Genomic DNA, 23439 nt, shown 5'->3' on the forward strand with positions numbered 1-23439 from the left:
GAACCCCTGAGGAGACAACCATGCAACAACAAAACAAGCGCCGCACGCTGCGCACCCTGGCCACCCTGCTCGCGGGCGCCGCAATGTTCTCCGGCGCCGTGCAGGCCGCCGGCTATCCGGACCGACCGATCAACCTGATCGTGTCATACGGACCGGGTGGCGGCACCGATCTGGTGGCCCGGATGATGGCGCCCTACCTGCAGAAGCACCTGGGCGGTGACGCGCGCATCGTCGTGCTGAACCGGCCGGGCGCGGGCGGTGCAATCGGCTTCGCGGAACTGGCGCGCGCGCAGCCGGACGGCTACACCATCGGCTTCATCAACACGCCCAACCTGTTGACGATTCCCATCGAACGCAAGACCGCCTTCACCTGGCAGAGTTTTGACCTGCTGGGCAATCTGATCGATGATCCCGGCGCCTTCACGGTCCTGAACGACAACCCGGTCAAGAACCTTGCGGAATTGTCCGCCTACGCGAAGAAGAACCCCGGCAAGGTTACCGTCGGCACCACGGGCACGGGGTCGGACGACCACCTGGCCATGCTCCGGTTCGAGCGGGCGTCCGGCACGAAGCTCAGCCACATCCCGTACAAGGGCGCAGGCGAGGTGCGCGGTGCGCTGGCAAGCGGCGAGATCACGATCGGCGCGATCAACGTGGGCGAGGCGCTTCAATACCAGAAAGGCGGCACGCCGCTGCGCTTCCTGGGCCAGATGGGCAACACGCGCTCGGCCGCGCTGCCGGACGTGCCCACGTTCAAGGAACAGGGCTTCGATTTTGAACTGGCTTCGCTGCGCGGGCTGGCCGCGCCCAAGGGGTTGCCGGACGACGTGCGCACGAAGCTGGTCACGGCGGTCAAGCGTACGGTGGACGATCCGGAGTTCCAGGCCAAGGCCCGGGACATGTTCGCGCCGCTGCGTTACTTGCCGCCCGCCGAATATGCGAAAGAGCTGAAGGCGGGCGAAGCGCAGTTCCAGCAGCTTTGGAAAGAAGCGCCCTGGCTCGACAAGTAGGGATGTGTGCCCGGGGCGGCGGCCGATGGCTCGGCCCCGCGGCCATCGGCGTCAACGCATCGCCGCCAGCATCAGATCCAGATTCTGCACCGCCGCACCCGAGGCGCCTTTGCCGAGGTTGTCGAACACGGCCGTCAGCAGCACCTGGCCGTGCTGCGCATTGCCGTAGACGCCCAGGCGAAGATCGTTCGTGCCGTTCAGCGCCTCGGGATTCAGGTTCGTGTGCGCGGCGGCCTCGTCGCGCGGCACGACCTGCACGTGCTTCGCGCCGGCGTAATGCTGTTGCAGGCATTCGTGGATTTTTTCGGCATCCACACCAGCAGGCAGCAGGCGCAGGTGCAGCGGAATCGTCAGGACGATGCCCTGGCGGAAAGCGCCATAAGACGGCACGAAAACGGGACGCTGCGTGAGGCCGGCGTGCCGTTCGATCTCGGGGGTGTGCTTGTGCCCCAAGCCCAGACCGTAGACCTGAAACGCGGGACCGCGCGGGCCATCCGCGCCTTCATAGGCATCCACGCTGGCCCGGCCGCCGCCCGAGTAGCCGGACACCGCGTTGATGACCGCCGGATAGTCGGCGGGCACGAGGCCCGCCTGGACCAACGGCCGCAGCAGCGCAATGGCGCCGGTGGGGTAGCAACCCGGGTTGCTGACCCGCAGCGCGTGGGCGATGCGCTCGGCCTGGCCATCGCTCATTTCCGGAAACCCGTACACCCAGCCCGCATCCGTGCGATGCGCGGAGCTGGCGTCGATGATGCGCACCTTGGGATTGACGACGGACGCGGCCGCCTGGCGCGCGGGATCGTCGGGCAGGCAGAGGATTGCGATGTCGCTGGAATTGATCGCATCAGCGCGGCGCTGCGGGTTCTTGCGGTCGGACTCGGGCAGCGTCAGCAGTTGCAAATCGCTGCGGCCGTTGAGCCGTTCGTGGATCTGCAGGCCGGTCGTGCCCTGGTCGCCGTCGATGAAAACAAGTGGTTGGGTCATGATGCTGTCCGGGTGGTTCGGCGTTGCCTGATTCGTTCAGGAATGGACCTTATCTTCGATCTGCGGGCGAGATAAGAAAAGTCGAATATCATGATCGTTTGGTTCAGGATTTCTGAACTGAGCCGATATAGGATTTGACCCTGAATCCGCAACCGAAGCCGACACCCAGCCCCGGAAACTCTCATGCGCGAAATCAGCCTGGACCGTCTGCGCACCCTGGTCGCCATTGCCGACCTCGGCTCGTTCGCCGACGCCGCGCGCGCCCTGCATCTGGCGCCGCCCACGGTCAGCCTGCACGTATCGGACCTCGAATCCCGCGTCGGCGCCCCGCTCCTCACCCGGAAACGCGGCCAGGTCCGGCCGACGTCAATCGGAGAAACCTTGCTGGAACGTGCGCGCCGCTTGCTCGCGGAGGCAGACCAGGCGCTGGATGACGTGCAGCGGCAAGTGCAAGGGCTGGCGGGCCGCGTGCGGCTTGGGGCGTCAACCGGGGCCATCGCCCACCTGCTGCCGCAGGCGCTGGAAACATTGGGACGCGATCACCCCGGCATCGACGTGCAAGTCGCGGTGCTGACGTCGCAGGAAACCTTGTTGCGGTTGGCCGAAGGCACGCTGGATGTGGGACTGGTCGCGTTGCCTCAGCCGCCCATCGACGGTCTGGTGCTGCGTCCGTGGCGCCGCGACCCGGTGATGGCCTTTCTACCTGCGGCCTGGAAAGCGCCAGCGCGCCTCACGCCCGCGTGGCTGGCCGAACGGCCGCTGATTCTGAATGACGCCAGCACGCGGCTGTCGCGCCTGACCGGAGAATGGTTCGCGGCCGCTGGACTCAACCCTCGCGCGCGCATTCAGTTGAACTACAACGACGCCATCAAGAGTTTGGTGGCTGCAGGTTATGGCGCGACGCTACTGCCGCATGAGGCCACCGCGCCGCAACCCGATCCCCGCGTCATCATGCGGCCGGTGCGGCCCGCGTTGTGGCGTCCACTGGGCATCGCGCATCGTGCCGGGCAAGTGGAAGCCGCCACGCAGCACGTGCTGGACGTGCTGTGGGAACTGCGCGCGTCGGGCGGCAAAGTCGCTGCGGCGACTTAGTCAGACTGGCTTCTGTGCCCGGCGAAAGAACGCCGCCCGTTGGCTTTCCTCGCGCAACCGCCGCGCGCGGGACCGGAACAGATCCTTTCGTCCAACGATGCCCAGAAGGCGGCCGCTATCGCGATCAAGGATAGGCACGCGCCCCGCCCCGGACAACGCCATCCGGTCGGCGATCTGACTGGCCAGTTCATCAGCGTGCCCGTACACCAGCTCGCGCCCATCGAGCGCCTGCGCCAGCGTCCGTTCGTCCGGCGCACCTTGCAGCGCCCACGCCAGGGTGTCGGCACGCGTCACTTCGCCCACCACGACGCCCTGCCCGTCCAGCACCGGATAACTCGTATGCACCGGCTGCGCGGTCGTGAAATGGGCGACGGCCTGCGCCACCGTCATCGTGTCGGGCAACGTCTGCACCGGCGTGGTCATGACGTCGGCAACGCGCAGCAGATCGAACGGATCCACGCGGTATTCGCGGCTGATATGGTGGCCGCGACGCGCGATCTTCTCGGTCAGAATCGACCGCTTGAGCAACAGCACCGTCACGCCATACGCAAACACGCAGGCTGCCAGCACCGGCAGCAGCGCGTGCATGTTGCCGGTCAATTCGACGGCAAACAGCGTGGCGGTCAGCGGCGCGCGCATCGTGCCGCCCATCATCGCCGCCATGCCCACCAGCGCCCAAAAGCCGGGATCTGCCTGCGGCAGCACGGGCGACGCCAGCGCACCGATCGCCCCGCCAAAGATCAGCAGCGGCGCCAGCACGCCGCCGGACGTGCCCGAGCCCAGCGCGATCGACCAGATGGCGACCTTGACCACCAGCAGCCCCAGCACGGCCTGAAAAGCCAGATCGCCCGCGAGCATGTGCCGGATGTTGTCATAGCCCACACCAAGCGCGGCGGGCTCGATCAACCCGCCAATGCCGATCGCCAGCCCGCCGATGGCCGGCCACCACATCCAGTGGATCGGCAGCTTCTCGAACAGGTCTTCGGCTGCGTACACCAACGAGGTCAGCACGCCTGACCCCAAGCCCGCCAGCACACCCACGGCGGCGCAGGCCACCAGGTGCCACGGCGTGAAGGCCAGCGCGCCGGCATACGAAAAGATCGGGCCGGGCTCCATGATGAAGCTGCGCGTTGCGGCCGCCACCAGCGCCGCCACGGCCACGGGCAGGAAGCTGCGGGGCTTCCATTCGAACAGCAGCAACTCGACCGCCAGCAGCACGGCGGCGAGCGGCGTGCCGAAGATTGCGGTCATGCCGGCGGCCGCGCCCGCAACAAGCAGCGTCTTGCGTTCGCCGTCGTCCAGGTGAATGGTCTGCGCGAGCAGTGAGCCGATCGCGCCGCCGGTCATGATGATCGGCCCTTCGGCGCCAAACGGGCCGCCGGTGCCGATGGACACCGCTGACGACACGGGTTTAAGGACCGCCACCTTCGGCTGGATGCGGCTCTTGCCGATCAGGATGGCTTCCATGGCTTCGGGGATGCCGTGGCCACGGATCTTCTCCGAACCATAGCGCGCCATCAGGCCGATGATGAGGCAGCCGATGACCGGGATGAACACGGAACCGAGTCCGAGCCGCCCCGTCGTGATGGGCAGGTCGGCAAACGAAAACAGGCCGTGATAGGCCAGATTGGTGCACAGTGCGATGAGGCGAAGAAGCAGCCAGGCGGCGGCGACGCTGGCCAGTCCGACCGGTATGGCAAGGCCCATCAAGAGGACGACGCGACGGTCGGTGGTGAAGTCGCCAAGCCGCAGTCCGGGCTTGGCGGAAGAGGAAATGGGGGGCATGGTCAAGGAAGGGTTGGAAGTATTCGCACGGAGTTTGCGAAAAGTCATATAGATCGTAGCACGACATATATTAGAATCGCCGGGTGAACGCCTCCCCGACACCCACTCGCTTGTCTCCCGCCGACTACGAACTGCTCGCGGATTTCCGCTATGCGCTGCGAAAATTCGCGGCGTTCAGCGAAAGCGCGGCCGCGGGCCTGGACCTGATGCCGCAGCAGCATCAGGCGCTTCTCGCCATCAAGGGCACGCGCAAGACCGCGCCCGGACGGCGCGGACTGTATGTCGGCGAAATCGCCGACCGCTTGCTGATCCGGCCGCACACCGCCGCTGAACTGGTAGGCCGTCTGGCGCGGCTGGATCTGGTCAGCCGCGAAGCCGACCCCGAAGACGGACGCCGCGTCGAGGTCGTGCTGACTGCCAAAGCCGAGCGCATGCTCGAAGATCTGTCCGCCTCTCACCTCGAAGAACTGCACGCCATGCGCCCGCTGTTGACGCGGCTGCTGACACGCATGGGCGCCGAGACCGGCAAGGACTGATCCACCCGTTTTTCACCCTCGACTGCGTCTGTGCGACATAAGCTCATGCCGCCAGGAAATAAGCGGCGTGATAAATTGTCGCCCCGCGACATATCAATGCGTCGCGAGGAGAGATTGTCTTGGGTGTTGCATTCAAGCGCTGGCTGGGGTCGTTCGCGCCAGCGCCCGTCGGCGTCAACGGACGCGAAAAACTTTGCGGCGCGGTAGGCGCCCTGCTCGGCCTGCTCTGCACCGAGTGGGTGGGACGTCACGCGCTGGGCGCCGACAATCCGTGGTTCATCGCCCCGATGGGCGCGTCGGCCGTGCTGCTGTTTGCAGCACCTGCCAGTCCGCTTGCCCAGCCCTGGTCGCTGATGGCCGGGAACCTGGTGTCTGCCCTGATTGGCGTCTTCTGCGCCCAATTCATTCCTGTACCTGGTATCGCCGCGGCCGTGGCCGTGGCGCTTGCCATTGGCGCCATGTTTTCGCTGCGCTGCCTGCACCCGCCCAGCGGCGCCGTCGCGCTGACCGCCGTGCTGGGGGGCCCCGCGGTCGCCAAACTGGGCTACGCCTTCGCCCTGTGGCCCGTTGCGCTGAACTCCGTCATCCTGCTGTGCATCGCCGTGGTCTTTAACGGCGCGCTGAAACGCAACTATCCCCGCCGCCATGCGGAACCGGCTGCCGGCCACAACACGCGCGATCCGATTCCCAGTGCACGATTGGGCTTTTCGCGAACCGACCTGGACGAAGCGCTGAGCCAGCGCGGCGAGCTGCTGGACATCAGCAAGGAAGACCTGGAAGAGATCGTGCTGGCTGCGGAGTTGCGCGCCAGCGTCCGCCGTTTTGGCGACGTGCGTTGCGCCGACATCATGTCGCGCGATGTGGTGACCGTGATGGAAAAGGATCCGCTGGACTACGCGGTCCGCCTCTTCGACAAGCACCGCGTGCAGGCCCTGCCCGTGCTGGATTCAGCGGGCCGCTACGCCGGCATGATCGCTCAGGGCGATGTGCTGGCGAGAAAGAGCCGTCTGACCCCGGTCCCCACGGATACCGAATCCGCGCCCGACCTGCTGGTGGCCGACTGCATGCGCAGCGAAGTGCCATTCGCCACACCCGGCTTGCCCGTGATCGAGCTGGCCCGTCCGATGTCGGACAGCCTGCATTGCGTGCCGGTGCTGGACGAATCGCGCCATCTGCAAGGGCTGGTGACGCAATCGGACCTGGTGGCCGCGTTGTATCAGATGGCGGTGTCCGCGAACTCGCAGCCCGCGGGCGCCGCCGGGCCGCACAAGCTGGCCGCCTGACCCTCCGTAGCCCTACGGATTCCGGTGCGCATTTGCCGCAAGGCATAATTGCCGGCGTGAATCCCCTCTCGCGCACGCGCGCTTTCATCTGCTGGCTGGTCCTGTTCTTTCTGGGCGCAATCTGGATCGCGCGGCAGGAGTACGTGGACCAGTACGAGCGCTTCTTCCAGAGCACCAGCATCGCCCAGCGCATGCTGAGCCAGAAGACAGTGCAGCATGAAGCCGTCCTGGCCACGCTGGCCGCGTTGTCGCATCCCCCCGCTCCCGAACGTCTCTTCCCCAGCCTGCAGCCCGCCATGCCGCAGTTGCTGGGGCTTGGCCATCTGCCGGGCGGCGTCTGGGCGGGCAGCCTGCCCGCGCCGGCTGGCCTGCAACAAGCGGTGAAGCGCGCGCGGCAACTGGGTCGCCCCGTCACGATTGCCGTCGACGACGCGCGCTATTGGCTGGTATCGCCTTCCGGGTGGAGCCTGCTGATCGACGCGCGGCAGCTCGTGCCGGCCGCCGACTTTCCTCCGGGCCTGGGCAACCTGACCCTGACGGTGGATCGCACCCCGCTACCGCTGCTGGACAAGCAACCCATCGATGCGCTGCCCGGCTGGACGCTGGCGCTGCAAAAGCCGCTGGGCGCGGCCAGCCAGCCGTTTCAGATGCGCAGCACCCGCACGTTGACGCCCGGATTCTGGCCGTGGACCGCGTGGCTGGCCTGGGCCGTGGCCAGCGGCTTGCTGGTGGCCGGCGCCGCCGCCTGGCATCGCTCGCGCGCAGAAGCGCGCCGGCAGCAGGAACAGGTGCGTCTGGCGGCCATGGCGCGCCTGAGCACGCTGGGCGAAATGGCCGCCGGCATCGCGCACGAGCTCAACCAGCCGCTGACCGCCATCCTGGCGCAAACCCGCGCCGCCGCACGCCTGCTGGATGACGAGGACGAGCGCCCGGTCGTGCGCCACGCGCTGCTTGCCAGCGCCGAACAAGCCAAGCGCGCCGCCGACATCATCAGCCGCATGCGCGCGCTGGTGCAGCCCAGTTCGCCCACGCGGCGCGAAGCCATCGACCCCGACGCGCTGGTGGCCTCGCTGCGCTTTCTGCGCGAGCCGGAGCTTGCAAGACAAGGCATCCGCCTGACCTGGACCAACGCCAGTCCCGGCGCGCGGCCGCTTGGCGATCGCGTGGCCCTTGAACAGATCCTGCACAACCTCGTGCAGAACGCGGCGGATGCGCTGGACGGCGCCTCGGGCACGCGCCAGATCGCATTGGAAGGCCGCGCAGCCGATGGCAGCTATCAATTCAGCGTCAGCGATACCGGCCCGGGCATTGCCGCGGACGCCATGCCGCGCCTTTTCGCACCGTTCTTCACGACCCGCGAACAGGGCATGGGCCTGGGCTTGGCGCTGTGCGATACGTTGGCCGGTTCCATGGACGGCCGCATCGCCGCGCGCAACCTCAGCCCCGCTGGCGCCTGTTTTACCGTCAGCCTGCCGCAGGCCGGAGCCGCCGCATGAATCCCAACGATCATTCCCCGCTGGTCTATCTGGTGGATGACGACGACGCGGTCCGCGACGGACTTGGGCTGCTGCTGCGCAGCGTTGGCCTGCGCAGCGCGGGCTTTGCGGACCCGATGGCGTTTCTTGCCGCGCTGGCGCAGCCGGTGATCGGCTGCGTGGTGCTGGACATCCGCATGCCCGGCATCAGCGGACTGGACGTGCTGGCGCAGTTGGCCGAACGGTCCGACCTGCCCGTGGTCATGCTGACCGGCCATGCCAACGTAGACCTGTGCCGCCGCGCGTTCAAGGGCGGCGCCATGGAGTTCCTGCAAAAGCCGGTCGACGACGACGTCTTCCTCGATGCGGTCCAGGCTGCCGTGCGCACGCACATCGCCAGCCGCGAACGCCTCGCCGTCACGCAGGCGGCGGCGGACCGCCTGGCACGGCTGTCGGGTCGCGAGCACGAGGTGCTGGAACGCATCGTGCGTGGCATGAGCAACAAGGAGATTGCGCGCGAATTCGATCTGTCGCCGCGCACGGTCGAGACCTATCGCGCCAACGTCTTCGCCAAGCTGGAAGCCGAGTCGCTGGCGCAACTGATCCGCCAGTACGCGACGCTGCTCGATTGAAGCGCCGCCTCCGTAACGCTACGGAGGCGCGCGCGTAGTCGGGCGTATACCGCGCCCGCGGCCTTTTGGCCACACTGTCTGCTCCTACCGCAACACCCCCGAAAAGGATGCAGACCATGAAGAAACTGTCGCTTGCCGCCCTGCTCTCCACGCTGGCTTTCGCCGGCGCCGCCAACGCTGCCGTGCTGAGCGAAAACAACCTGTCGATGGCCGACGCGCAGAAGCTCGCGACCGCCACCGTCGCCGCCTGCCAGGCCAAGGGCTACAACGTCAGCGCCTCGGTCGTGGATCGCGCCGGCCTGCTCAAGGCCTTTGCGCGCGCCGACAACGCCGGCCCGCACACCATCGAAGCCAGCCGCGCCAAGGCGTTTACCGCGGTGTCTGCCAAGACCCCCACCCTGACCATGATGGAAAACGCGCAAAAGAACCCCGGCGCGGCCAACCTGACCGACATTCCGGGCTTTCTGCTGCTGGGCGGCGGCGTGCCGGTCAAGGCCGGCAACAGCGTGATCGGCGCCATCGGCGTGGCCGGCGCACCGGGCGGCAACCTGGACGCGCAATGCGCCGATGCGGTGCTGGAAGAGAACGCCGCGCTGTTCAAGTAAAAAGCGGCTCGGCTGCGGGCGATCTTCCGACCCCGCAGCCCGTTCAGTCCTGCCGTTCCCGCGCCACTGCGCGCGACAGCGCCAGATGCTTGTTCAGCAGCATCGCATCCGCTGCCGCCGGGTCCCGGCGCTGCAGGCGCTCGCTCTCCGAAGGCTCCAGCTCCGCGGCACGCACCAGCGACAGCAGGTCGCGCGTGCGGGTTTCAATCACGGGGGTCAAGGTGTCTTCGATCAGCTCGCCCTTCACGTACGACTGCACCCGCGTCGACAGATTGCGGGTATGCGTGAAAGTGGCTTCGGCCAGCGCGCCCAGCTCGTACTGGATGCCGGTCTGGCTGGTGACCTCGTCCTTGATCTGGATGAACTTGTAGTTCTGCGAGTCCTTGTCTTTGGACAGGTCAAGCGTCTGCTGCGGCGTCAGTGCCAAATGGTAGCTGGCGGTCAGATTGGCACGCTGCTCCTGCTTGACGCCCAGATCGAACAAGGGCCGGCCGCTCGTGCTGCTGCTCTGCGAGACCTGATAGGTGAACTGGTCGACTTCGCTGGTCTTGTACGGATTGCTCGCGTCCATGGTCTGCGAGATCGAGGCCGAGAAGTCCGCCACGCCCGACAGCAGACTGCGATACGTGTAGCCAGCGGCAACGATGCGCGGCGACTGGCTGGACGGGGCGGCGCCGGCTTCGTAGCTCTGGTGCAGTTCGGCGAATGCGTCCTTGAACACCGCCATCAGGGCCTCGTCGCCCTTGCCGCGGCTGCGGGCCGCGTCGAACTGCTGCAGATAATCGCTGACGGCCGCAGCGCGCTGCTGCGCATTGCCAAAGAGCGCGGCCTTGCTTACGTCGACGTCGACCTTCACCACGCCGTCGGCGTTCTTGATGGTCAGCGACCGCTGCTTGCTGTCCGCGGAAAAATCGATGGATTGCGAGACGACACCATCCGTCGTGGTCGTGGCCTGCAGCGATACCGACGACAGCACTGCGGAATCAAACTTGGCCAGGCTGGACCACGCCATGCGCGGCGGCACCGACGCCAGGCCGTCCACCGCGTCCTGGAACGCCTCGGATAGACCGGCGATGGCCTTGCGCTCGGTCTCGGACAGCTCGCCCTCGGCCACGTCGATCTGCACCCCAATGCCATCTGCAGTGTTGGTCAGGCTGACCTGGACTTTCACGCCGCTGGCCGTGGTGATGCGCAGCGTGTAGGCATCCTCGGCCTGCGCGGCCGAACCCGTCTGCACGTTGCCCAGGGCGTCGATCTGGCCGGCGCCCGGCGACAACCTGGCAGACTGCGAATAGTTGGTGCCGTCGGTCTGGAACCGGTCCAGCAGCGCAGAAGCCACGCCTTCCAGACGCCCGGCTAGCGTGCGCGCGGAAATCGTGTCGGCGATGACGGAGGACACCTTGTCCGCCGCGTCGCGCTCCCAGACCACGCCCGCGGCCGCCGGCTGCGAGGTGTAGGTCAGCGCGGGGGACGTGCCTTGGCCAAGCGTGACCGTCGTCGATGCAGGCACGGCCGCGATATCGGCCTTGTCGCCCGCACGGGTCACGCCGGTGGCGGGCGGCGCCAGACCGATCGTGGTCACGGGGCCGATGGAGGCAACGGATGTCATGGCGTCTCTTCCTCTGGAAAGCCGGAGGCAAGCCTGCCACCCGGCCGGGGTTCCTTCGAGAAATGTAACGGCAGCAAAACGCCAGACTTAAGTCCCAGGGCAACGCGGCGACCGGGCGATGCCGGTCCCTCCCCCTTCACGCATGGACCGGCGCGGTACGTGCCGCCTGGTTCAGCGCGTCAATCAGGCTGTCCGCATCGCGCGGGCCGTCGTACCGCACGCCATTGATGAAAAGCGTGGGCGTACCGTTCACGCCGCTGCGCACGCCCCCGCTGAAGTCCACTTCGATCTTGGAATCGAACGCCCCGCCAAAGGCGCGGTGCAGCACCTGCGGCGACAAGCCGATCTCCTCGCCATAGGCGAACAGATCGCTCTCCTTCAACGCGTTCTGGCGCTCATAAAGCATGTCGTGCGCCTGCCAGAACTTGCCCGCCTCCGCGGCGGCCTCGGCAAATTCCGCCGCCGCGACCGCGTCCGGGTGCAGTTCCGAAATGGGAAAGTTGCGGAAGACGAAGCGCAGCCGGTCGCCCAGCGCACGCTGCACCGCCTTCAGCACGGGATAGGCCTCGCCACAATACGGACATTCGTAATCGCCATACTCAACCAGCGTCACGGGCGCGGTGTCCGGCCCTTCGGCGTGATCTTGGGCATTCACGGGGATGAAAAGGCGGCTCATGATCGAACTCCTTGCAAAGCGGGGGCAAGCTTGTCCAGCGCGTCCAGGATGCCGTCAGCGCCCGGGTTGATGCCCAGCGGCGACACATAGCTCCACCGGATGACGCCCTCGGCGTCAATGACGAACAGCGCACGATCAGCGATGCCCTCCTGTTCGCGATAGACGCCGTAGCGCCGGGCGACCTCGCCCTTGGGCTCGAAATCCGCCAGCAGCGGGAAATGCAGCTTGCGGTCCGCGGCGAACGCGGCGTGGCACCAGACCCCGTCCACCGAAATGCCGACCAGCTGCGCGCCGGCCTTGTGGAATTCAGGAAGGATCTGGTTGTACAGCGCCATCTGGTCGCCACAGACAGGGCTCCAGTCCGCGGGATAGAACGCCAGGATCAGCGGCCGGCCGCGCAATTCTTCCAGCGCAACCGTCTGGTCCGGCGTGGCCGGCAAGGCGAAGGACGGAGCGGTCGTGCCGGCAGGCAGGACGGCCGCGGGATAGTCGTATGACATGAAACGTCTCCTGGACGCGCCGCGCGCGGCGCGAAGGTCAGGACTGCATGTGGCCGGGTCGGATCAGCGTGCGGCGCGGGTCGATTCGTAGAGGAACCAGGTGCGGCGCTCGGCCTCGTCGATCCAGTTTTCGATCAGGCTGGTCGAGGCGACGTCGTTGTGTTCCTCGCACACGGCGTGCGTGGCGCGCAGGAAGCCCGTCAGACGGCGGTTGTCGTCGGCCAGCTCGGCCAGCATGTCTTCGGGCGTTACGTAGTCGGCGTCGTTGTCGGCCAGCCGCTGCAGGCGCTGGATGTGGCCGATCGAACGCAGCGTCGTGCCGCCTACCTTACGGGCGCGTTCCGCAATGACATCCGTCGTGGCGTAGATCTCGTCGCCCTGCTCATCCAGCATCAGGTGATAGTCACGGAAGTGCGGACCCGACATATGCCAGTGAAAGTTCTTGGTCTTCAGATACAGCGCGAACATGTCGGCCAGCAGGCCCGTGAGGGCGGCGGCGATGTCGACCCTGGCCTCGGCGCCCAGGTCGGTGGGGGTGCGCAGGGGAGCGGTCATGCGGCTTTGAAGCGAAAGATCGTTCATGGAATTTCTCCGGGTTGGCTTCAGGGGTTGGCTTCACGATTCGGGCTTCGATTCCCGATGGAAACCAGAATAGCCACGGCGCCCCGCCAGCAAAATCGGCTCATCGTTTTCTCGGGTCATACCAAGGTTTACCCAGGAAATACGCGTGTCTTCTTCCAAAGATGGCTGATAATGTGCGGGTCTCATTGCGTGCCCCCGGTTTCCTGCCCGACGCGCGCGCCCTTACCCAGAGGTGGATCTTGCTCACGTCGACACTCGGCCGCGCACCTGGCCAGCCGCCGCAGCAGTCGCGTCCCGGCGCCCCGGAGACCGCGGGCCCGCATCGCATGCAATTTCTGTTTCGCGCGGCCGCCCTGCTGCTGGCGCTGGTCATTGCCGTGGTGGACACGTTCACCGACTTCGACGGCGCCGTGGCCGTGCTCTATGTCGTGGTCGTGCTGCTGGCGGCGCGCACATTCCGGCGCCTGGACATCATCGTGGCGGGCACCGGCGGCATCGTGCTCACCATCGCGGCCTATCTGAATTCCCACGGTCTGAACCATGTAGGTTCGCCCACGGCCCGCGCGCTGGTCAGCCTGGCCGCCATCGGCATTGCGGCGCTGCTGGCGCTTCAAAACCAGAGCGCTACCCGCAGGCTTGCCGCGCAGGCGCGCCTGCTCAATCTGTCGCACGACATGATCTTCGTGCGCGACCACCAAGGCGTGATCAACTTCTGGAACCGCACCGCCGAAGACGCCTATGGCTGGCCCGCCAGCATGGCGCTGGGCCGCGTTGCCGATGACCTGCTGCATACCCGCTACCCCGACCGCCGCGAGGCCATCGAGGCCGAACTTCTGTCTACCGGCAGCTGGGACGGTACGTTGGAACAGAAGACCCAGGCCGGCGCCACGCTGGTGCTGGAAAGCCGCTGGGTGCTTCAACGGGATCATCAGGGCCGGGTCACCGGCGTCATGGAAACGCATCGCGACGTCACCGACCGCAAGGCCGCCTACACCGCGCTGGTCAGCAGCGAAAGACGCTACCGCCGCATGTTCGACGCCAGCCGCATCGGTGTCATCCAGGAAGACTGGCGCGCCGTGCGCACCGAGCTGACCGCCCTGGGTCTGATGGATGGCCCCGCCCTCACCGCCCACCTCGCCCAGCATCCAGAATTCATCGGCCAGATGCGCAAGCTGACCGACGTGGATGACATGAATCCCGCGTTCCTGGCCATGGTGGGCCGGCCGGTCGCCCCAAGCGCGCCCTACTCCGTCGACGACATCCTGTGCGAAGACGACCGCATGTTTGCGCGGTCCCTGACGGCGTTTGCCCAGGGCGACGCCTTCCACGAAGGCGAGACCGAGGTGGTGCACGCGGACGGCTCGCGGGTGCCGGTGCTGTTCACCATCACCTTCCCGCCGGCCGACGACGTGGACGGTTCCGTGCTGGTCTTTGTCGTGGACATCACCGAGCGCAGGCAGGCGCAGGACGCGCTGCTGCTGGCGCAGACCGAACTCGCGCACGCGGCGCGTGTCGCCACGCTGGGCGAACTGACGGCGTCGATCGCGCACGAAGTCAACCAGCCCTTGATGGCGGTCGTCACCAGCGGCGACGCGGGCATGCGCTGGCTGCGCCGTCCCCAGCCCGATCTGCATGAGGTCGAGCTGGCCATGGAACGCATCATTTCCGAAGGCCGGCGCGCCAGCGAGATCGTCAAACGCATTCGTGCGTTCCTCAGCAAGGCGCCGGTGCAACAGGCCCCGCTGGATATCGGCGCCGTCATCGACGAAGCCACGCGCCTGGTGGCGCACGAGCTCACGCGGGAGCGCGTGGCGCTGCAGGTGGACATCGAGCCGGGCCTGCCGCTCATCATGGGCGATCGGATCCAGCTTCAGCAGGTGCTGGTCAACCTGATGGTCAACGCCAGCCAGGCCATGTCCGGCCAGACGCAGGCCCGCCAGTTGTCCGTCAGCGCCCGGCGCCACGACGACGGTCTGGTCGCCGTTTCCGTGGGCGATACCGGTCCGGGCATCGCGCCGGACGACCTGGAACGCCTGTTCGATCCCTTCTTCACCACCAAACCGCAAGGCATGGGCATGGGCCTGCCGATCTGCCGCACCACGGCGCAGGCCCATGGCGGCAGCCTTACCGTCGAAAACAAGCCTGGCGCGGGTGCGGCCTTCACGCTGACGCTCGCCACCACGCAGGGGAACCCTTCCACATGAACCACCTTACCGCCACCGGGGCCGCGCCCGCCGCTCCGCAATCCCAGGTGATCGTCGTCGACGACGAGGCCAGCGTGCGCGCCTCGCTTGACAGCCTGTTCCGCTCGATCGGCCTGCGGACCACCCTGTGCGCGTCGCCCGCCGAACTGCTGCAGACCCAGATTCCCGACGCGCCCGGCTGCATCGTGCTGGACGTGCGGCTGCCGGGCATCAGCGGCCTGGACTTCCAGGATCAGCTCATCCGCCAAGGCATCGACCTGCCGATCGTGTTCATCACCGGCCACGGCGACATTCCCATGACCGTGCGCGCCATGAAGGCCGGCGCGGTCGACTTCCTGTCCAAGCCATTCCGCGAACAGGACATGCTGGATGCGGTTTCGGCTGCCATCGAGCGTGACACCCAGCGCCGCTCCCGCGATGCAGCCATGGACGGCCTGCGCGCCCGCTACGAGACCCTGACCCCGCGCGAGCGGGAGGTCATGGCGCACGTGGTGTCGGGCTTGATGAACAAGCAGGTGGCGGGCCTGATCGGCCTGAGCGAGATCACCGTCAAGATCCACCGCGGCCACGTCATGCGCAAGATGGGGGTCCGATCGCTCGCCGATCTGGTCCGCCATGCCGAGGCGCTGGGCGTTTCCGCGTCCTGACCCGGGGATGGGACAAACCTCTGTATGATTTTCGCGCCAGGCGCAAAGGTTCATAACGGAACATGCCGGGCATCGGATGCGCATCGTGATCCGACCGGCCCGATGGATTTTCTTACATGAACCAAACACCCACTATCGCGGTTGTCGACGACGACGAGGGGGTCAGGATCGCGCTGTGCAGCCTGCTTCGCTCGCTTGGTTACGAGGTGCGCGCCTATGGCTCGGGTCCCGAGTTCCTGAACGACCCGCGAGGCAGCGACCCGGACTGCATGATCACCGATGTCCAGATGTCGCCCATGACGGGCGATCAGCTGCAGGCCGAGCTCATCGCGTCGGGGCGCCGCTTTCCCCTGATCTTCATGACGGCCTTCCCCACCGAGGCGGCGCGGCAACGGCTGCTGGCGCTGGGCGCCTGTGCCTACCTGGACAAGCCGGTGGACGGCGAAGCCATGGCGCAGTGCGTGGCCGACGCGTTGCAAGGCGCGCAGCCCGCGTAAAGGCGGGAGGTGGCAGATTGGACACATCCGCCGCCAAACCCCGCCTATACCTTTGTATGACGCGCCAAGCCCAGCGTAGGATTTCCCGGTGACGCATAAGGCCCTAGTCTATCCCTGCGGTCCAACTACCCCCCCGGAGAACCAGACATGAGCACGATCACTACCCCCGACGGCGTTGAAATCTTCTACAAGGACTGGGGCCCGAAGACGGCCCAGCCCATCATGTTCCACCACGGCTGGCCGCTGTCCAGCGATGACTGGGACGCCCAGATGCTGTTCTTCCTCGCCCAGGGCTATCGCGTCATTGCGCACGACCGCCGTGGCCACGGACGCTCGACCCAGGTCAGCGACGGCCACGACATGGACCACTACGCCGCGGATGCCGCCGCCGTGGTTCAACATCTGGACCTGCGCAACGCCGTGCACATCGGCCACTCGACGGGCGGCGGCGAAGTCGCCCGCTACGTCGCCCGCCACGGCGAGCCGCAGGGCCGCGTCGCCAAGGCCGTGCTGGTCAGCGCCGTCCCGCCGCTGATGGTCAAGACTGAGTCCAACCCGGGCGGCACGCCCATCGAAGTCTTCGACGGCTTCCGCAAGGCGCTGGCCGACAACCGCGCGCAGTTCTTCCTGGACGTGGCCGCGGGCCCGTTCTACGGCTTCAACCGCGACGGCGCCAAGGTCTCGCAGGGCGTGATCAACAACTGGTGGCGCCAGGGCATGATCGGCGGCGCCAAGGCGCACTACGAAGGCATCAAGGCTTTCTCCGAGACCGACCAGACCGAAGACCTGAAGGCCATCAGCGTGCCGACGCTGGTGATGCATGGCGACGACGACCAGATCGTGCCGATCGACGACGCCTCGCGCCTGTCGGTCAAGCTGCTCAAGAACGGCACGCTGAAGGTGTATCCGGGCTTCCCGCACGGCATGCTGACGACCCACGCGGACGTGATCAACGCCGACCTGCTGGCATTCATCAAGAGCTGATCCAGTAGTTGCGAAATGAAAAAGGAAGGCACCGCGCCTTCCTTTTTTTTCGCCCCGATGACGGCGGCCTCAGCCGTCGCCTTTCAGCTCTCGCTCCACCACTTCCCGTGTCAGCGTGGGCACGAACATCTCCACAAAATGGAAGGCGTAGCCGCGCAGCCATGCGCCGCGCCGGATCGCCAGCCGCGTCAGGTTGATCTCGAACAGATGCCGCGCATCGATGGCGCACAGCCGGCTGTCGCGCTCGGCGTCCCAGGCCACCGCGGCCACGATACCGACGCCCAATTCCAGTTCCACGTACGTCTTGATCACATCCGCATCCATCGCGGTCATGACGATGTCGGGCGTGATGCCGGCGCGTGCAAAGGCTTCGTCGATATGCGCGCGGCCCGTGTAGCCGCGTCCATACGTGATGATGGGATAGCGCGATAGCTGCGACAGCGTGACGCCGTCGTGCTGGCGCGCCAGCGGATGGCCTCGCGGCACGATGACGCTGTGACTCCACCGGTAGCACGGCAGGTTCACCAGGCCTGGGTAGTCCGCCACGGCTTCGGTCGCCACGCCGATGTCGGCCTCGCCTTCTAGCAGCATCTCCGAGACCTGCCTGGGCGAGCCCTGGTGCAGATGCAGCACGACCTCGGGGTAGCGCTGGCGAAATTCCTTGATGACCGGCGGCAAGGCATAGCGCGCCTGCGAGTGCGTGGCCGCGATCGACAGCACGCCTGTCCGGCTGTCCGCATACTCCGCGCCCGCATGGCGGATGTTGTCGGCCGCCTGCAGGATCTGCTCCACCAGCGGCAGGATCAATTCGCCGGGCGGCGTAAGACCGATCAAACGTTTGCCCGAACGCACGAAGATGTCGACGCCCACCTCTTCTTCCAGTTCGCGGATCTGCCGGCTGACGCCAGGCTGGGAGGTGTGCAGGCTTTCTGAAACGTCGGTCAGGTTGAAGTCGCGGCGCACGGCTTCGCGCACGGATCGCAATTGCTGGAAGTTCATCGTGCGCGCCTCAGTCCAGGATAGCCAACTGATTGCCGGAAGGATCCTTCACGTACATGACACGCGGCAGCGCATCCGGCAGCGAGCACACGGGATGATGACCCGCCTGGCGCAGGCGCGACAGGATGTCGTCGTAGGCGCTGGCCTTGATGCCCAGGTAGTCGGGTTTGACCGCGCGGCTCACTTCGTCCACCGGCGACAGCGACAACGTGGCGTCGCCCAAGGCGAATCGCAGGCGGTCGCCGTCGCCCGGCATCTCTTCCAAACCGATGATCCGATGGTAGAAATCGCGGACGGCCTGATGCCGTTGCGACAAGAATGGAAGCTGTACCGATTCGATCGAAAGTCGCGATGACATGCCCTGCCGCCTGCTATGGAACAAGGCTGATTCTAGGCCGCGCAAGTACAACCAGACAAAGAGGTTGTAATTGCTTGGACATTGCCAGAAGCCTTAAAGACGCGGGCTTATTTGCATATGTTCGACGATCGTTTGCGCGCGTTCGCGTAACGCGCCACGCGGCGGCTTCAACAACAAAAACGGGCCCTCAGGCCCGTCTTGTTGCAAGCGGCATCGTGCGCCGCCGTCAGTTCGGTTTTTGGTCCTCGCCCGCATAGCCGTCGATATACGAACGGCCGGAACAACGCACCATCGCCACGCAAGCGGGGCTGCCGGTCTTGGCGCTGCAAGCGGCACGCGACTCATCGCGGGCCGTCTTCGGGTCCGGGTTGAGGACGGTGAAGTTGGTGCCGCGCCCCTTGGCGCCCTTGGGCCACGCGAGACCGACGCAGCTGTCGGTGTACGTCAGCACCTTCCGGCAGCCCTTGCAGTCTTCCCAATCCAGCAGCTTGGACAGCGCATCGTTTTCGTTGGGATAGCCGTCGGCATAGAGAAGGCCGCCTTCTTCGTTTTCGGCGATGGCGCCCCAGTATTCGCGCTGGTTCAGCTTGGCCGACAGGCGCTCCAGATCGGCGGGCGTGGCCTTCACGGGCGCCTGCATGTCGGCGGCGCTGTAACCCGGGCCCACGCACAGCGGCATGGTGGTCAGGCGGCATTTGCCGTCGGGACTGCCGGCGGTGCAGCGCCGGATCGCCTTCTTGGCGGCCATCTCGGGCGACACGCTGTTGCCCGGGAACAGATCCTGGACGGAGTTGCGCGCGTACACCATGCAGCTGTCGGAGAACCAGCTCAAGACCTTGCATTCCTTGCCGCCGGCCTTGCGGCATTCGGCCAGCGCGGCGGCTTCGGCCGCCTTGCCATCGGTCTCGGGCAGCACCCAGAAAATCCGGGAATGCTTGCCGTCCGTGGCGATGCCGCCGTAGAGCTTTTCGGCGGCGTGGGCCGTGGGCGATGCCAGCCCCGCCACCAGGGCCAGGGCCGCAAACGCGGCGCGGATCAGGAATTGAAAGCGAGCGGGCATGATCGTCGTGAAATCCAGTGGATTGGGCGGGGACGATCTTAGCGCAGCGTCCCCGGGGTCCGTCCCTCTATGGCGTTGCTTAACCGGCATATTAGGTAACAAATTTCACACTTCGGATTGCGAACTCCGGCCCCTTTTTTCGGTAAAAATGTCGCACTTTCCAGCGCGGGCCATCCTTGTCTCGGCCGCGCGAATTGCCGTCGAGGGCGCCAGCGATCAATGGACCCGTCACGAACAGAAACAATCGGCGCCGTGTCCTCGCCTACCGAGGGACCTGCCACCCCGCAAGCCTGGACCACACACCATGAAGCCGACACCGCATTCCAACCGACACCGCAGTTCCTTCCTTCTGTTGACCGGCCTGCTCCTCACGCTGGGTCTGGCCGGCTGCGCGCCGATGCCCACCGGCGGCAGCTCCACGATGCCGTCATTGAGCCAAGTGTTTAAATCGGGCCTGTCGTTTTCGCCCAGCGTGAACGTCGCCAAGAACATGGAAGGCCGCTCCATCGACGACGCCATTGCGGCGCTGGGCGAGCCCTCCAAAATCCGGCCGGTGGGCAACACGATGGAGCTGGAATGGTCGGACTACCAGTCCGCCCCCTACACCGAATGGGTGGTGGACAGCACCAGCCAGCAGGTCGTGGGCATGATCCCCGCCACCAACACCACGGCGGCCACGCCGGTGTTCCAGAACAGCAGCACCGGCCACTACGCCAACCGCACGCGTGTGTATGAGTGCAAGGTCCTGATGCGCATGCAGGACAGCGTCATCACCGACACCAGCGTCGATGGCAACGTGTGCCCGGAGTTCATCAGCGCGCTGCGCAAGTGGGCGGGCGAAGCCGAGGCGAAGAATTACGTCGTCAAGTAAGTAGCGTGTGCAATGCTGCGCCATCGTTAGAAGATGATTTTGATCCCGGCGTTGAGGTTGTAGTTGCTGGACCTGCGGCTACCGATGCCTTGCTCCGTGCCGGCTTGAACATTCAGGAAGGTATTTCCGCCCAGCAGGCTGTCGTATCCCAGCGTCAAACCCGCTCGCGGACCCGCAAGTTTGTTCTTGAAGGTGATGTCGCCCTGCGTGGCCGTCGCATAGCGGCTTGACGAGTGGCCTGCGGTGGTTAGAAGGTTGACCGTCGCCCAAGCCGTACTGGCCTTGGCGGAATCGGCATCCCATGTCCGGGACAGGCGCAGGCCCAGTCGGCCCGTCAAGCTGTTCACGCCGGGAAACTCCACCGCGCTTGCGTCGTCCTGGCTGCCCGAGAACTTGATCCGCTGATAGATCACCTGCGCCTGGGGCTCAAGCCGGAGGTTGCTGGCGTCGTCGCCGACGACGAATGATTTTCCGGCCTCCGCGGAAATCAAGCCGCCCCACCCCGTGGTGGTCAACTGACCTGCGCCCGCAGCCGAATTGGCCTTGACGTCGTAGCGGCTGACCTGCGTGACCAGATCCAGATAGCTGCCCTTTCCATCCAGCAGCGTGTAGTAGCCGCCCAGGCTATACGCCGTCTGCTCGCTGCGCCCCGCGTCGACGGTTTCTTTGCTGACTTCCAGATAATGGTCCACGTCGGTCTTCATGGTGCTGGCTGACGCAAAGACCCCCGCACTGCGCCGCGACAAGCCTTGAAAGTTCACATAGACGTCGGTTCCAAGCTGGACGCCCGCCAGCCTGGAGCGCGTCGCGACGTCTTGCGCGGCCAGTCCGGCGCTGCTGCCGTGATTACGCCCCAAGTCCGCCAGGCTGCGTGCCCACACGAGGGGGTAAACCTTGCGGGCCAGGCTTTCCGTGGCCCCCATCCGGTCATTCAGCGTGCCGACGGTCAGTTCTCCGTGGCGCGCGGCCTGATTGCCCAGTTGGGAATACAGGGAAACCTCGGGCCGCGCTTCGCTGCGCACATACCAATTATGCGGAGCAACCTGTACGCCATTGACAACATTTGATCCGTGTTGCAACCGGTAGAGAAAAGCCCCTCTGCGGTTTGCCCCTGGCGTTTCCTCCCGTTGCACGAACGCGTTGTCGGTCGGGCCATTTGCCTGGACAACCATCGCGCCGTCGCCGGTAAGCGCGTCCCCAACGGAGGATTCATCCATTTGCAGAACCAGATGTGTCGTTCCGACGGCGCCGCCGTTGAGCCGAATGAGATCGGTGAATCCGGTTTCCGTCGACTGCACATGCAGTTGGACGATACCGTCCTGGCCGTTCAGGTTGTCGGCGACCAGCACGCTGCCGCCGGATAGGCCATTGGCCGTGCCGGGCGGCATGAAATTGATGCGGCCGGCAAGGTTGATCTCGCCAGCGAAGCTAATTATGGTCCCGTGACTGGTGGTCGCGTATACGGGGTTGTATGCGGGATTGTCCGGCCCGGTGAACATGTTCCAGCGGCTGGAGGCATCCACGTTCAATGTGTCCGGCACATGCATCCAGCCGTTCAACTCTGCATTGCGCAAGGTCAGCGTGTGTTGCGGCGGGAGCTTTGCCATGACGCCCGCCGCGCTTGACATCGAGCCCAGCGTCGTACCGTCAATGGCCAGTTCTCCCTGGTTCAGCAGTGTCAAGCCGGTGTAAGTCAGCGGCCCCGTCAGCGTCGTCAGGCCCGGGCCCGCTTTCACCACGTTCCCTGTGCCGGCGATCGCATTGCCGAACACAAAGTCATCCGCGCGGTTGAACGCCAGCGTGCCGTGGTTGATGAAAGCGCCGCTGCCGATGGCGCCGCTTGTGCCGCCCGCGCCGAGTTGCAGCGTGCCGTCGTCAATGTGCGTGACGCCGTGGAAGTTGCCGTCGGCTGCGATGGCCAGGGCGCCCCCGCCCGTCTTGGCAAAGTCGCTGCCGTCTCCGGTCAGCACGCCGTGCAGCACTGACTGCTGTCCGTCGTCGACGCTGATCGCGCCCGTGCTGTCAACGACCACATCATGGTGGAGGGCCGCGTTGTCCTGGAGCTGCAGCGTTCCGCCGTCCAGCGTCACGGCATCGAGCGTGCTGCCAAGACTGTCGCCGCTGGTAATGGCCAATGTGCCGCCCGTGATGCGCCACGCGGTGCGTGCCTGCGTGGGCGCATGGACCAATTGCCAGGCGCCTTCGGAGGCTTTCTCGAAAGCGGAGAAGCCCTGGTACACGTCCTTGTTGGCGCCAACGCCCCCCGCAGCGCCCAACTTCGAAACGTCGAAAGCCATTGAAGCGCCGGTCGTCGGGTCGACGCCTGCCGCGCCGTCAAGCACCAGCGTGTTGTTGGTGGATCGGGTGGCATCCACGGTGCCCTGGATATCGCTGCCGCCTTGCAACCGCAGCACCGAATTGTGGGCCGTGTCGGCATACAGGATTGCCACCGATTGCGCCGACCCCGTTCCCGGGACAATGCGGCCGGCGTTCGTGATCACGGTGTTGGCGCCCACGACGTGTATGCCATAGCCGCCTAACGACGTGCCGCCAGCGCTTGACCCCGTAGGCCCGCCTTCGGCGCCGCCGCCTCTGCCCCCCAGGCCACCGGGCGCGCCGCCACCCCCGCCTCCGGCGCCCGTCCGGGAAGAAACGATGTTCGCGCCGTTCGTGCCATTCAGGTTGTTGGAGGCGCCAGGCTGCCCGCCACCCGCGCCGTAGGCCAACCCGCCGCCGGCCCCGGCCGCTCCACCGCAACCACTATCGGCGCCATTGGCGCTTTCGCAGCCAAACGGATTAAGGCTGCCGCCCGCACCGCCGCCGCCGGCGCCAAAAAAAGCGGAGCCCACGGTGCCATCCAGCCCTGGCTGACCGCCGTTGCCGCCGTCGCCTGGCAGCATAGGCACTCCATTCAAGGGAATATCGCCGCCACCGCCGCCGCCGCCGCCCGCGCCGCCCACGCCATCGCCGCCTCTCCCGCCGGGGGCAGCGCGTTCAACATGGGGTCGGCCGCCGGCGGGTGAGGCGGCGATGGGGTGGGCGGCGCGGGC

22 protein-coding genes are annotated in these 23439 nt (G+C 66.2%); 12 read left to right on the top strand and 10 right to left on the bottom strand.

Going from position 1 to position 23439, the window contains the following annotated elements:
* Window positions 1–20: 20 nt before the first annotated feature.
* A complete protein-coding gene (locus MHZ91_RS12080) occupies window positions 21–1010 on the top strand; it encodes a tripartite tricarboxylate transporter substrate binding protein (RefSeq protein WP_239213758.1) in 990 nt (329 codons plus the stop codon).
* Between the two features lie 51 nt (window positions 1011–1061).
* Here MHZ91_RS12080 and argC read toward each other — a convergent pair whose 3' ends face one another.
* The gene (argC, locus tag MHZ91_RS12085; protein ID WP_239213759.1) at window positions 1062–1994 is read right to left on the bottom strand and encodes an N-acetyl-gamma-glutamyl-phosphate reductase; all 933 of its coding nucleotides are present in this window, start codon (window positions 1992–1994) and stop codon (window positions 1062–1064) included.
* 183 nt (window positions 1995–2177) lie between these two features.
* Between argC and MHZ91_RS12090 the strand changes: the two genes are divergently transcribed.
* Window positions 2178–3086 carry a LysR family transcriptional regulator gene (locus tag MHZ91_RS12090; RefSeq protein WP_239213760.1) on the top strand — a complete coding sequence of 303 codons (909 nt, stop codon included), beginning with the start codon at window positions 2178–2180 and terminating at the stop codon, window positions 3084–3086.
* Here MHZ91_RS12090 and MHZ91_RS12095 read toward each other — a convergent pair whose 3' ends face one another.
* On the bottom strand, window positions 3087–4871 hold the full coding sequence (locus tag MHZ91_RS12095) for a chloride channel protein (protein WP_239213761.1): 1785 nt from the start codon (window positions 4869–4871) through the stop codon (window positions 3087–3089).
* Between the two features lie 83 nt (window positions 4872–4954).
* Here MHZ91_RS12095 and MHZ91_RS12100 point away from each other — a divergent pair, with 83 nt between their 5' ends.
* The 5 genes from MHZ91_RS12100 to MHZ91_RS12120 all read left to right on the top strand — a co-directional run bounded on the left by MHZ91_RS12100 (window position 4955) and on the right by MHZ91_RS12120 (window position 9402).
* Window positions 4955–5407: a MarR family winged helix-turn-helix transcriptional regulator gene (locus MHZ91_RS12100; RefSeq protein ID WP_175136414.1), complete on the top strand. Its 453-nt coding sequence runs from the start codon at window positions 4955–4957 to the stop codon at window positions 5405–5407.
* Window positions 5408–5526: 119 nt separating this feature from the next.
* Window positions 5527–6690: an HPP family protein gene (locus MHZ91_RS12105; protein ID WP_239213762.1), complete on the top strand. Its 1164-nt coding sequence runs from the start codon at window positions 5527–5529 to the stop codon at window positions 6688–6690.
* A gap of 56 nt (window positions 6691–6746) precedes the next feature.
* Complete coding sequence (locus MHZ91_RS12110) at window positions 6747–8186, top strand: ATP-binding protein (RefSeq protein ID WP_239213763.1); 1440 nt, start codon at window positions 6747–6749, stop codon at window positions 8184–8186.
* Window positions 8183–8797 (top strand): response regulator transcription factor, encoded by a 615-nt coding sequence (locus MHZ91_RS12115; protein WP_105239080.1) that lies wholly within the window; start codon window positions 8183–8185, stop codon window positions 8795–8797. Before MHZ91_RS12110 ends, MHZ91_RS12115 begins: the two co-directional genes overlap by 4 nt.
* A gap of 116 nt (window positions 8798–8913) precedes the next feature.
* Window positions 8914–9402, top strand: coding sequence for a heme-binding protein (locus MHZ91_RS12120; protein WP_056566538.1), 489 nt, complete (start codon window positions 8914–8916; stop codon window positions 9400–9402).
* Window positions 9403–9445: 43 nt separating this feature from the next.
* On the opposite strand, the gene MHZ91_RS12125 is transcribed toward MHZ91_RS12120, so the two are convergent.
* The 4 genes from MHZ91_RS12125 to MHZ91_RS12140 form a co-directional block, all read right to left on the bottom strand.
* Entirely contained in the window at window positions 9446–11011 is a 1566-nt protein-coding gene (locus tag MHZ91_RS12125; RefSeq protein WP_239213764.1) for a hypothetical protein, read from the bottom strand.
* A 136-nt stretch (window positions 11012–11147) separates the two neighbouring features.
* Complete coding sequence (locus MHZ91_RS12130; protein WP_239213766.1) at window positions 11148–11687, bottom strand: DsbA family protein; 540 nt, start codon at window positions 11685–11687, stop codon at window positions 11148–11150.
* Complete coding sequence (locus MHZ91_RS12135) at window positions 11684–12187, bottom strand: redoxin domain-containing protein (protein WP_239213767.1); 504 nt, start codon at window positions 12185–12187, stop codon at window positions 11684–11686. The genes MHZ91_RS12130 and MHZ91_RS12135 overlap by 4 nt, the downstream gene beginning before the upstream one ends.
* A gap of 63 nt (window positions 12188–12250) precedes the next feature.
* Window positions 12251–12769 (bottom strand): Dps family protein, encoded by a 519-nt coding sequence (locus MHZ91_RS12140; RefSeq protein ID WP_175183553.1) that lies wholly within the window; start codon window positions 12767–12769, stop codon window positions 12251–12253.
* 326 nt (window positions 12770–13095) lie between these two features.
* Here MHZ91_RS12140 and MHZ91_RS12145 point away from each other — a divergent pair, with 326 nt between their 5' ends.
* The 4 genes from MHZ91_RS12145 to MHZ91_RS12160 all read left to right on the top strand — a co-directional run bounded on the left by MHZ91_RS12145 (window position 13096) and on the right by MHZ91_RS12160 (window position 17101).
* Window positions 13096–14973 (top strand): ATP-binding protein, encoded by a 1878-nt coding sequence (locus MHZ91_RS12145; RefSeq protein ID WP_239213768.1) that lies wholly within the window; start codon window positions 13096–13098, stop codon window positions 14971–14973.
* Complete coding sequence (locus MHZ91_RS12150; protein WP_175136406.1) at window positions 14970–15620, top strand: response regulator transcription factor; 651 nt, start codon at window positions 14970–14972, stop codon at window positions 15618–15620. The genes MHZ91_RS12145 and MHZ91_RS12150 overlap by 4 nt, the downstream gene beginning before the upstream one ends.
* Window positions 15621–15736: 116 nt before the next feature.
* Window positions 15737–16117: a response regulator transcription factor gene (locus tag MHZ91_RS12155; protein WP_239213769.1), complete on the top strand. Its 381-nt coding sequence runs from the start codon at window positions 15737–15739 to the stop codon at window positions 16115–16117.
* 147 nt (window positions 16118–16264) lie between these two features.
* The gene (locus MHZ91_RS12160) at window positions 16265–17101 is read left to right on the top strand and encodes an alpha/beta fold hydrolase (RefSeq protein ID WP_175121403.1); all 837 of its coding nucleotides are present in this window, start codon (window positions 16265–16267) and stop codon (window positions 17099–17101) included.
* A 69-nt stretch (window positions 17102–17170) separates the two neighbouring features.
* Here the strand turns inward: MHZ91_RS12160 and MHZ91_RS12165 are convergent, their stop codons facing one another.
* From MHZ91_RS12165 to MHZ91_RS12175, 3 genes are all read right to left on the bottom strand, one after another.
* The gene (locus MHZ91_RS12165) at window positions 17171–18100 is read right to left on the bottom strand and encodes a CysB family HTH-type transcriptional regulator (protein ID WP_175136403.1); all 930 of its coding nucleotides are present in this window, start codon (window positions 18098–18100) and stop codon (window positions 17171–17173) included.
* A 10-nt stretch (window positions 18101–18110) separates the two neighbouring features.
* On the bottom strand, window positions 18111–18458 hold the full coding sequence (locus MHZ91_RS12170) for a VOC family protein (protein WP_175136402.1): 348 nt from the start codon (window positions 18456–18458) through the stop codon (window positions 18111–18113).
* A 226-nt stretch (window positions 18459–18684) separates the two neighbouring features.
* Window positions 18685–19518 (bottom strand): DUF4189 domain-containing protein, encoded by an 834-nt coding sequence (locus MHZ91_RS12175; RefSeq protein ID WP_239213770.1) that lies wholly within the window; start codon window positions 19516–19518, stop codon window positions 18685–18687.
* Window positions 19519–19822: 304 nt separating this feature from the next.
* On the opposite strand from MHZ91_RS12175, the gene MHZ91_RS12180 reads away from it, so the two are divergent.
* Window positions 19823–20389, top strand: a complete 567-nt coding sequence (locus MHZ91_RS12180) for a hypothetical protein (protein WP_239213771.1) — start codon at window positions 19823–19825, stop codon at window positions 20387–20389.
* Between the two features lie 26 nt (window positions 20390–20415).
* Here MHZ91_RS12180 and MHZ91_RS28260 read toward each other — a convergent pair whose 3' ends face one another.
* Window positions 20416–23289 (bottom strand): autotransporter outer membrane beta-barrel domain-containing protein, encoded by a 2874-nt coding sequence (locus tag MHZ91_RS28260; protein ID WP_255809473.1) that lies wholly within the window; start codon window positions 23287–23289, stop codon window positions 20416–20418.
* Window positions 23290–23439 lie beyond the last annotated feature (150 nt).

It is taken from the genome of Achromobacter sp. ACRQX (assembly GCF_022346505.1).
Taxonomy (GTDB): Bacteria; Pseudomonadota; Gammaproteobacteria; order Burkholderiales; family Burkholderiaceae_B; genus Achromobacter; species Achromobacter animicus.

Excerpts from the sequence above, each read along its gene's own strand:
- MHZ91_RS12115 (WP_105239080.1), top strand. The coding sequence starts at position 8,183 with ATGAATCCCAACGATCATTCCCCGCTGGTCTATCTGGTGGATGACGAC.
- MHZ91_RS12120 (WP_056566538.1), top strand. The coding sequence starts at position 8,914 with ATGAAGAAACTGTCGCTTGCCGCCCTGCTCTCCACGCTGGCTTTCGCC.
- MHZ91_RS28260 (WP_255809473.1), bottom strand. The coding sequence starts at position 23,289 with ATGCTGCCAGGCGACGGCGGCAACGGCGGTCAGCCAGGGCTGGATGGC.
- MHZ91_RS12145 (WP_239213768.1), top strand. The coding sequence starts at position 13,096 with ATGCAATTTCTGTTTCGCGCGGCCGCCCTGCTGCTGGCGCTGGTCATT.
- MHZ91_RS12130 (WP_239213766.1), bottom strand. The coding sequence starts at position 11,687 with ATGAGCCGCCTTTTCATCCCCGTGAATGCCCAAGATCACGCCGAAGGG.
- MHZ91_RS12165 (WP_175136403.1), bottom strand. The coding sequence starts at position 18,100 with ATGAACTTCCAGCAATTGCGATCCGTGCGCGAAGCCGTGCGCCGCGAC.
- MHZ91_RS12125 (WP_239213764.1), bottom strand. The coding sequence starts at position 11,011 with ATGACATCCGTTGCCTCCATCGGCCCCGTGACCACGATCGGTCTGGCG.
- MHZ91_RS12090 (WP_239213760.1), top strand. The coding sequence starts at position 2,178 with ATGCGCGAAATCAGCCTGGACCGTCTGCGCACCCTGGTCGCCATTGCC.
- MHZ91_RS12155 (WP_239213769.1), top strand. The coding sequence starts at position 15,737 with ATGAACCAAACACCCACTATCGCGGTTGTCGACGACGACGAGGGGGTC.
- MHZ91_RS12160 (WP_175121403.1), top strand. The coding sequence starts at position 16,265 with ATGAGCACGATCACTACCCCCGACGGCGTTGAAATCTTCTACAAGGAC.
- MHZ91_RS12150 (WP_175136406.1), top strand. The coding sequence starts at position 14,970 with ATGAACCACCTTACCGCCACCGGGGCCGCGCCCGCCGCTCCGCAATCC.
- MHZ91_RS12080 (WP_239213758.1), top strand. The coding sequence starts at position 21 with ATGCAACAACAAAACAAGCGCCGCACGCTGCGCACCCTGGCCACCCTG.
- MHZ91_RS12140 (WP_175183553.1), bottom strand. The coding sequence starts at position 12,769 with ATGAACGATCTTTCGCTTCAAAGCCGCATGACCGCTCCCCTGCGCACC.
- MHZ91_RS12135 (WP_239213767.1), bottom strand. The coding sequence starts at position 12,187 with ATGTCATACGACTATCCCGCGGCCGTCCTGCCTGCCGGCACGACCGCT.
- MHZ91_RS12175 (WP_239213770.1), bottom strand. The coding sequence starts at position 19,518 with ATGCCCGCTCGCTTTCAATTCCTGATCCGCGCCGCGTTTGCGGCCCTG.
- MHZ91_RS12095 (WP_239213761.1), bottom strand. The coding sequence starts at position 4,871 with ATGCCCCCCATTTCCTCTTCCGCCAAGCCCGGACTGCGGCTTGGCGAC.
- MHZ91_RS12180 (WP_239213771.1), top strand. The coding sequence starts at position 19,823 with ATGAAGCCGACACCGCATTCCAACCGACACCGCAGTTCCTTCCTTCTG.
- argC (WP_239213759.1), bottom strand. The coding sequence starts at position 1,994 with ATGACCCAACCACTTGTTTTCATCGACGGCGACCAGGGCACGACCGGC.
- MHZ91_RS12170 (WP_175136402.1), bottom strand. The coding sequence starts at position 18,458 with ATGTCATCGCGACTTTCGATCGAATCGGTACAGCTTCCATTCTTGTCG.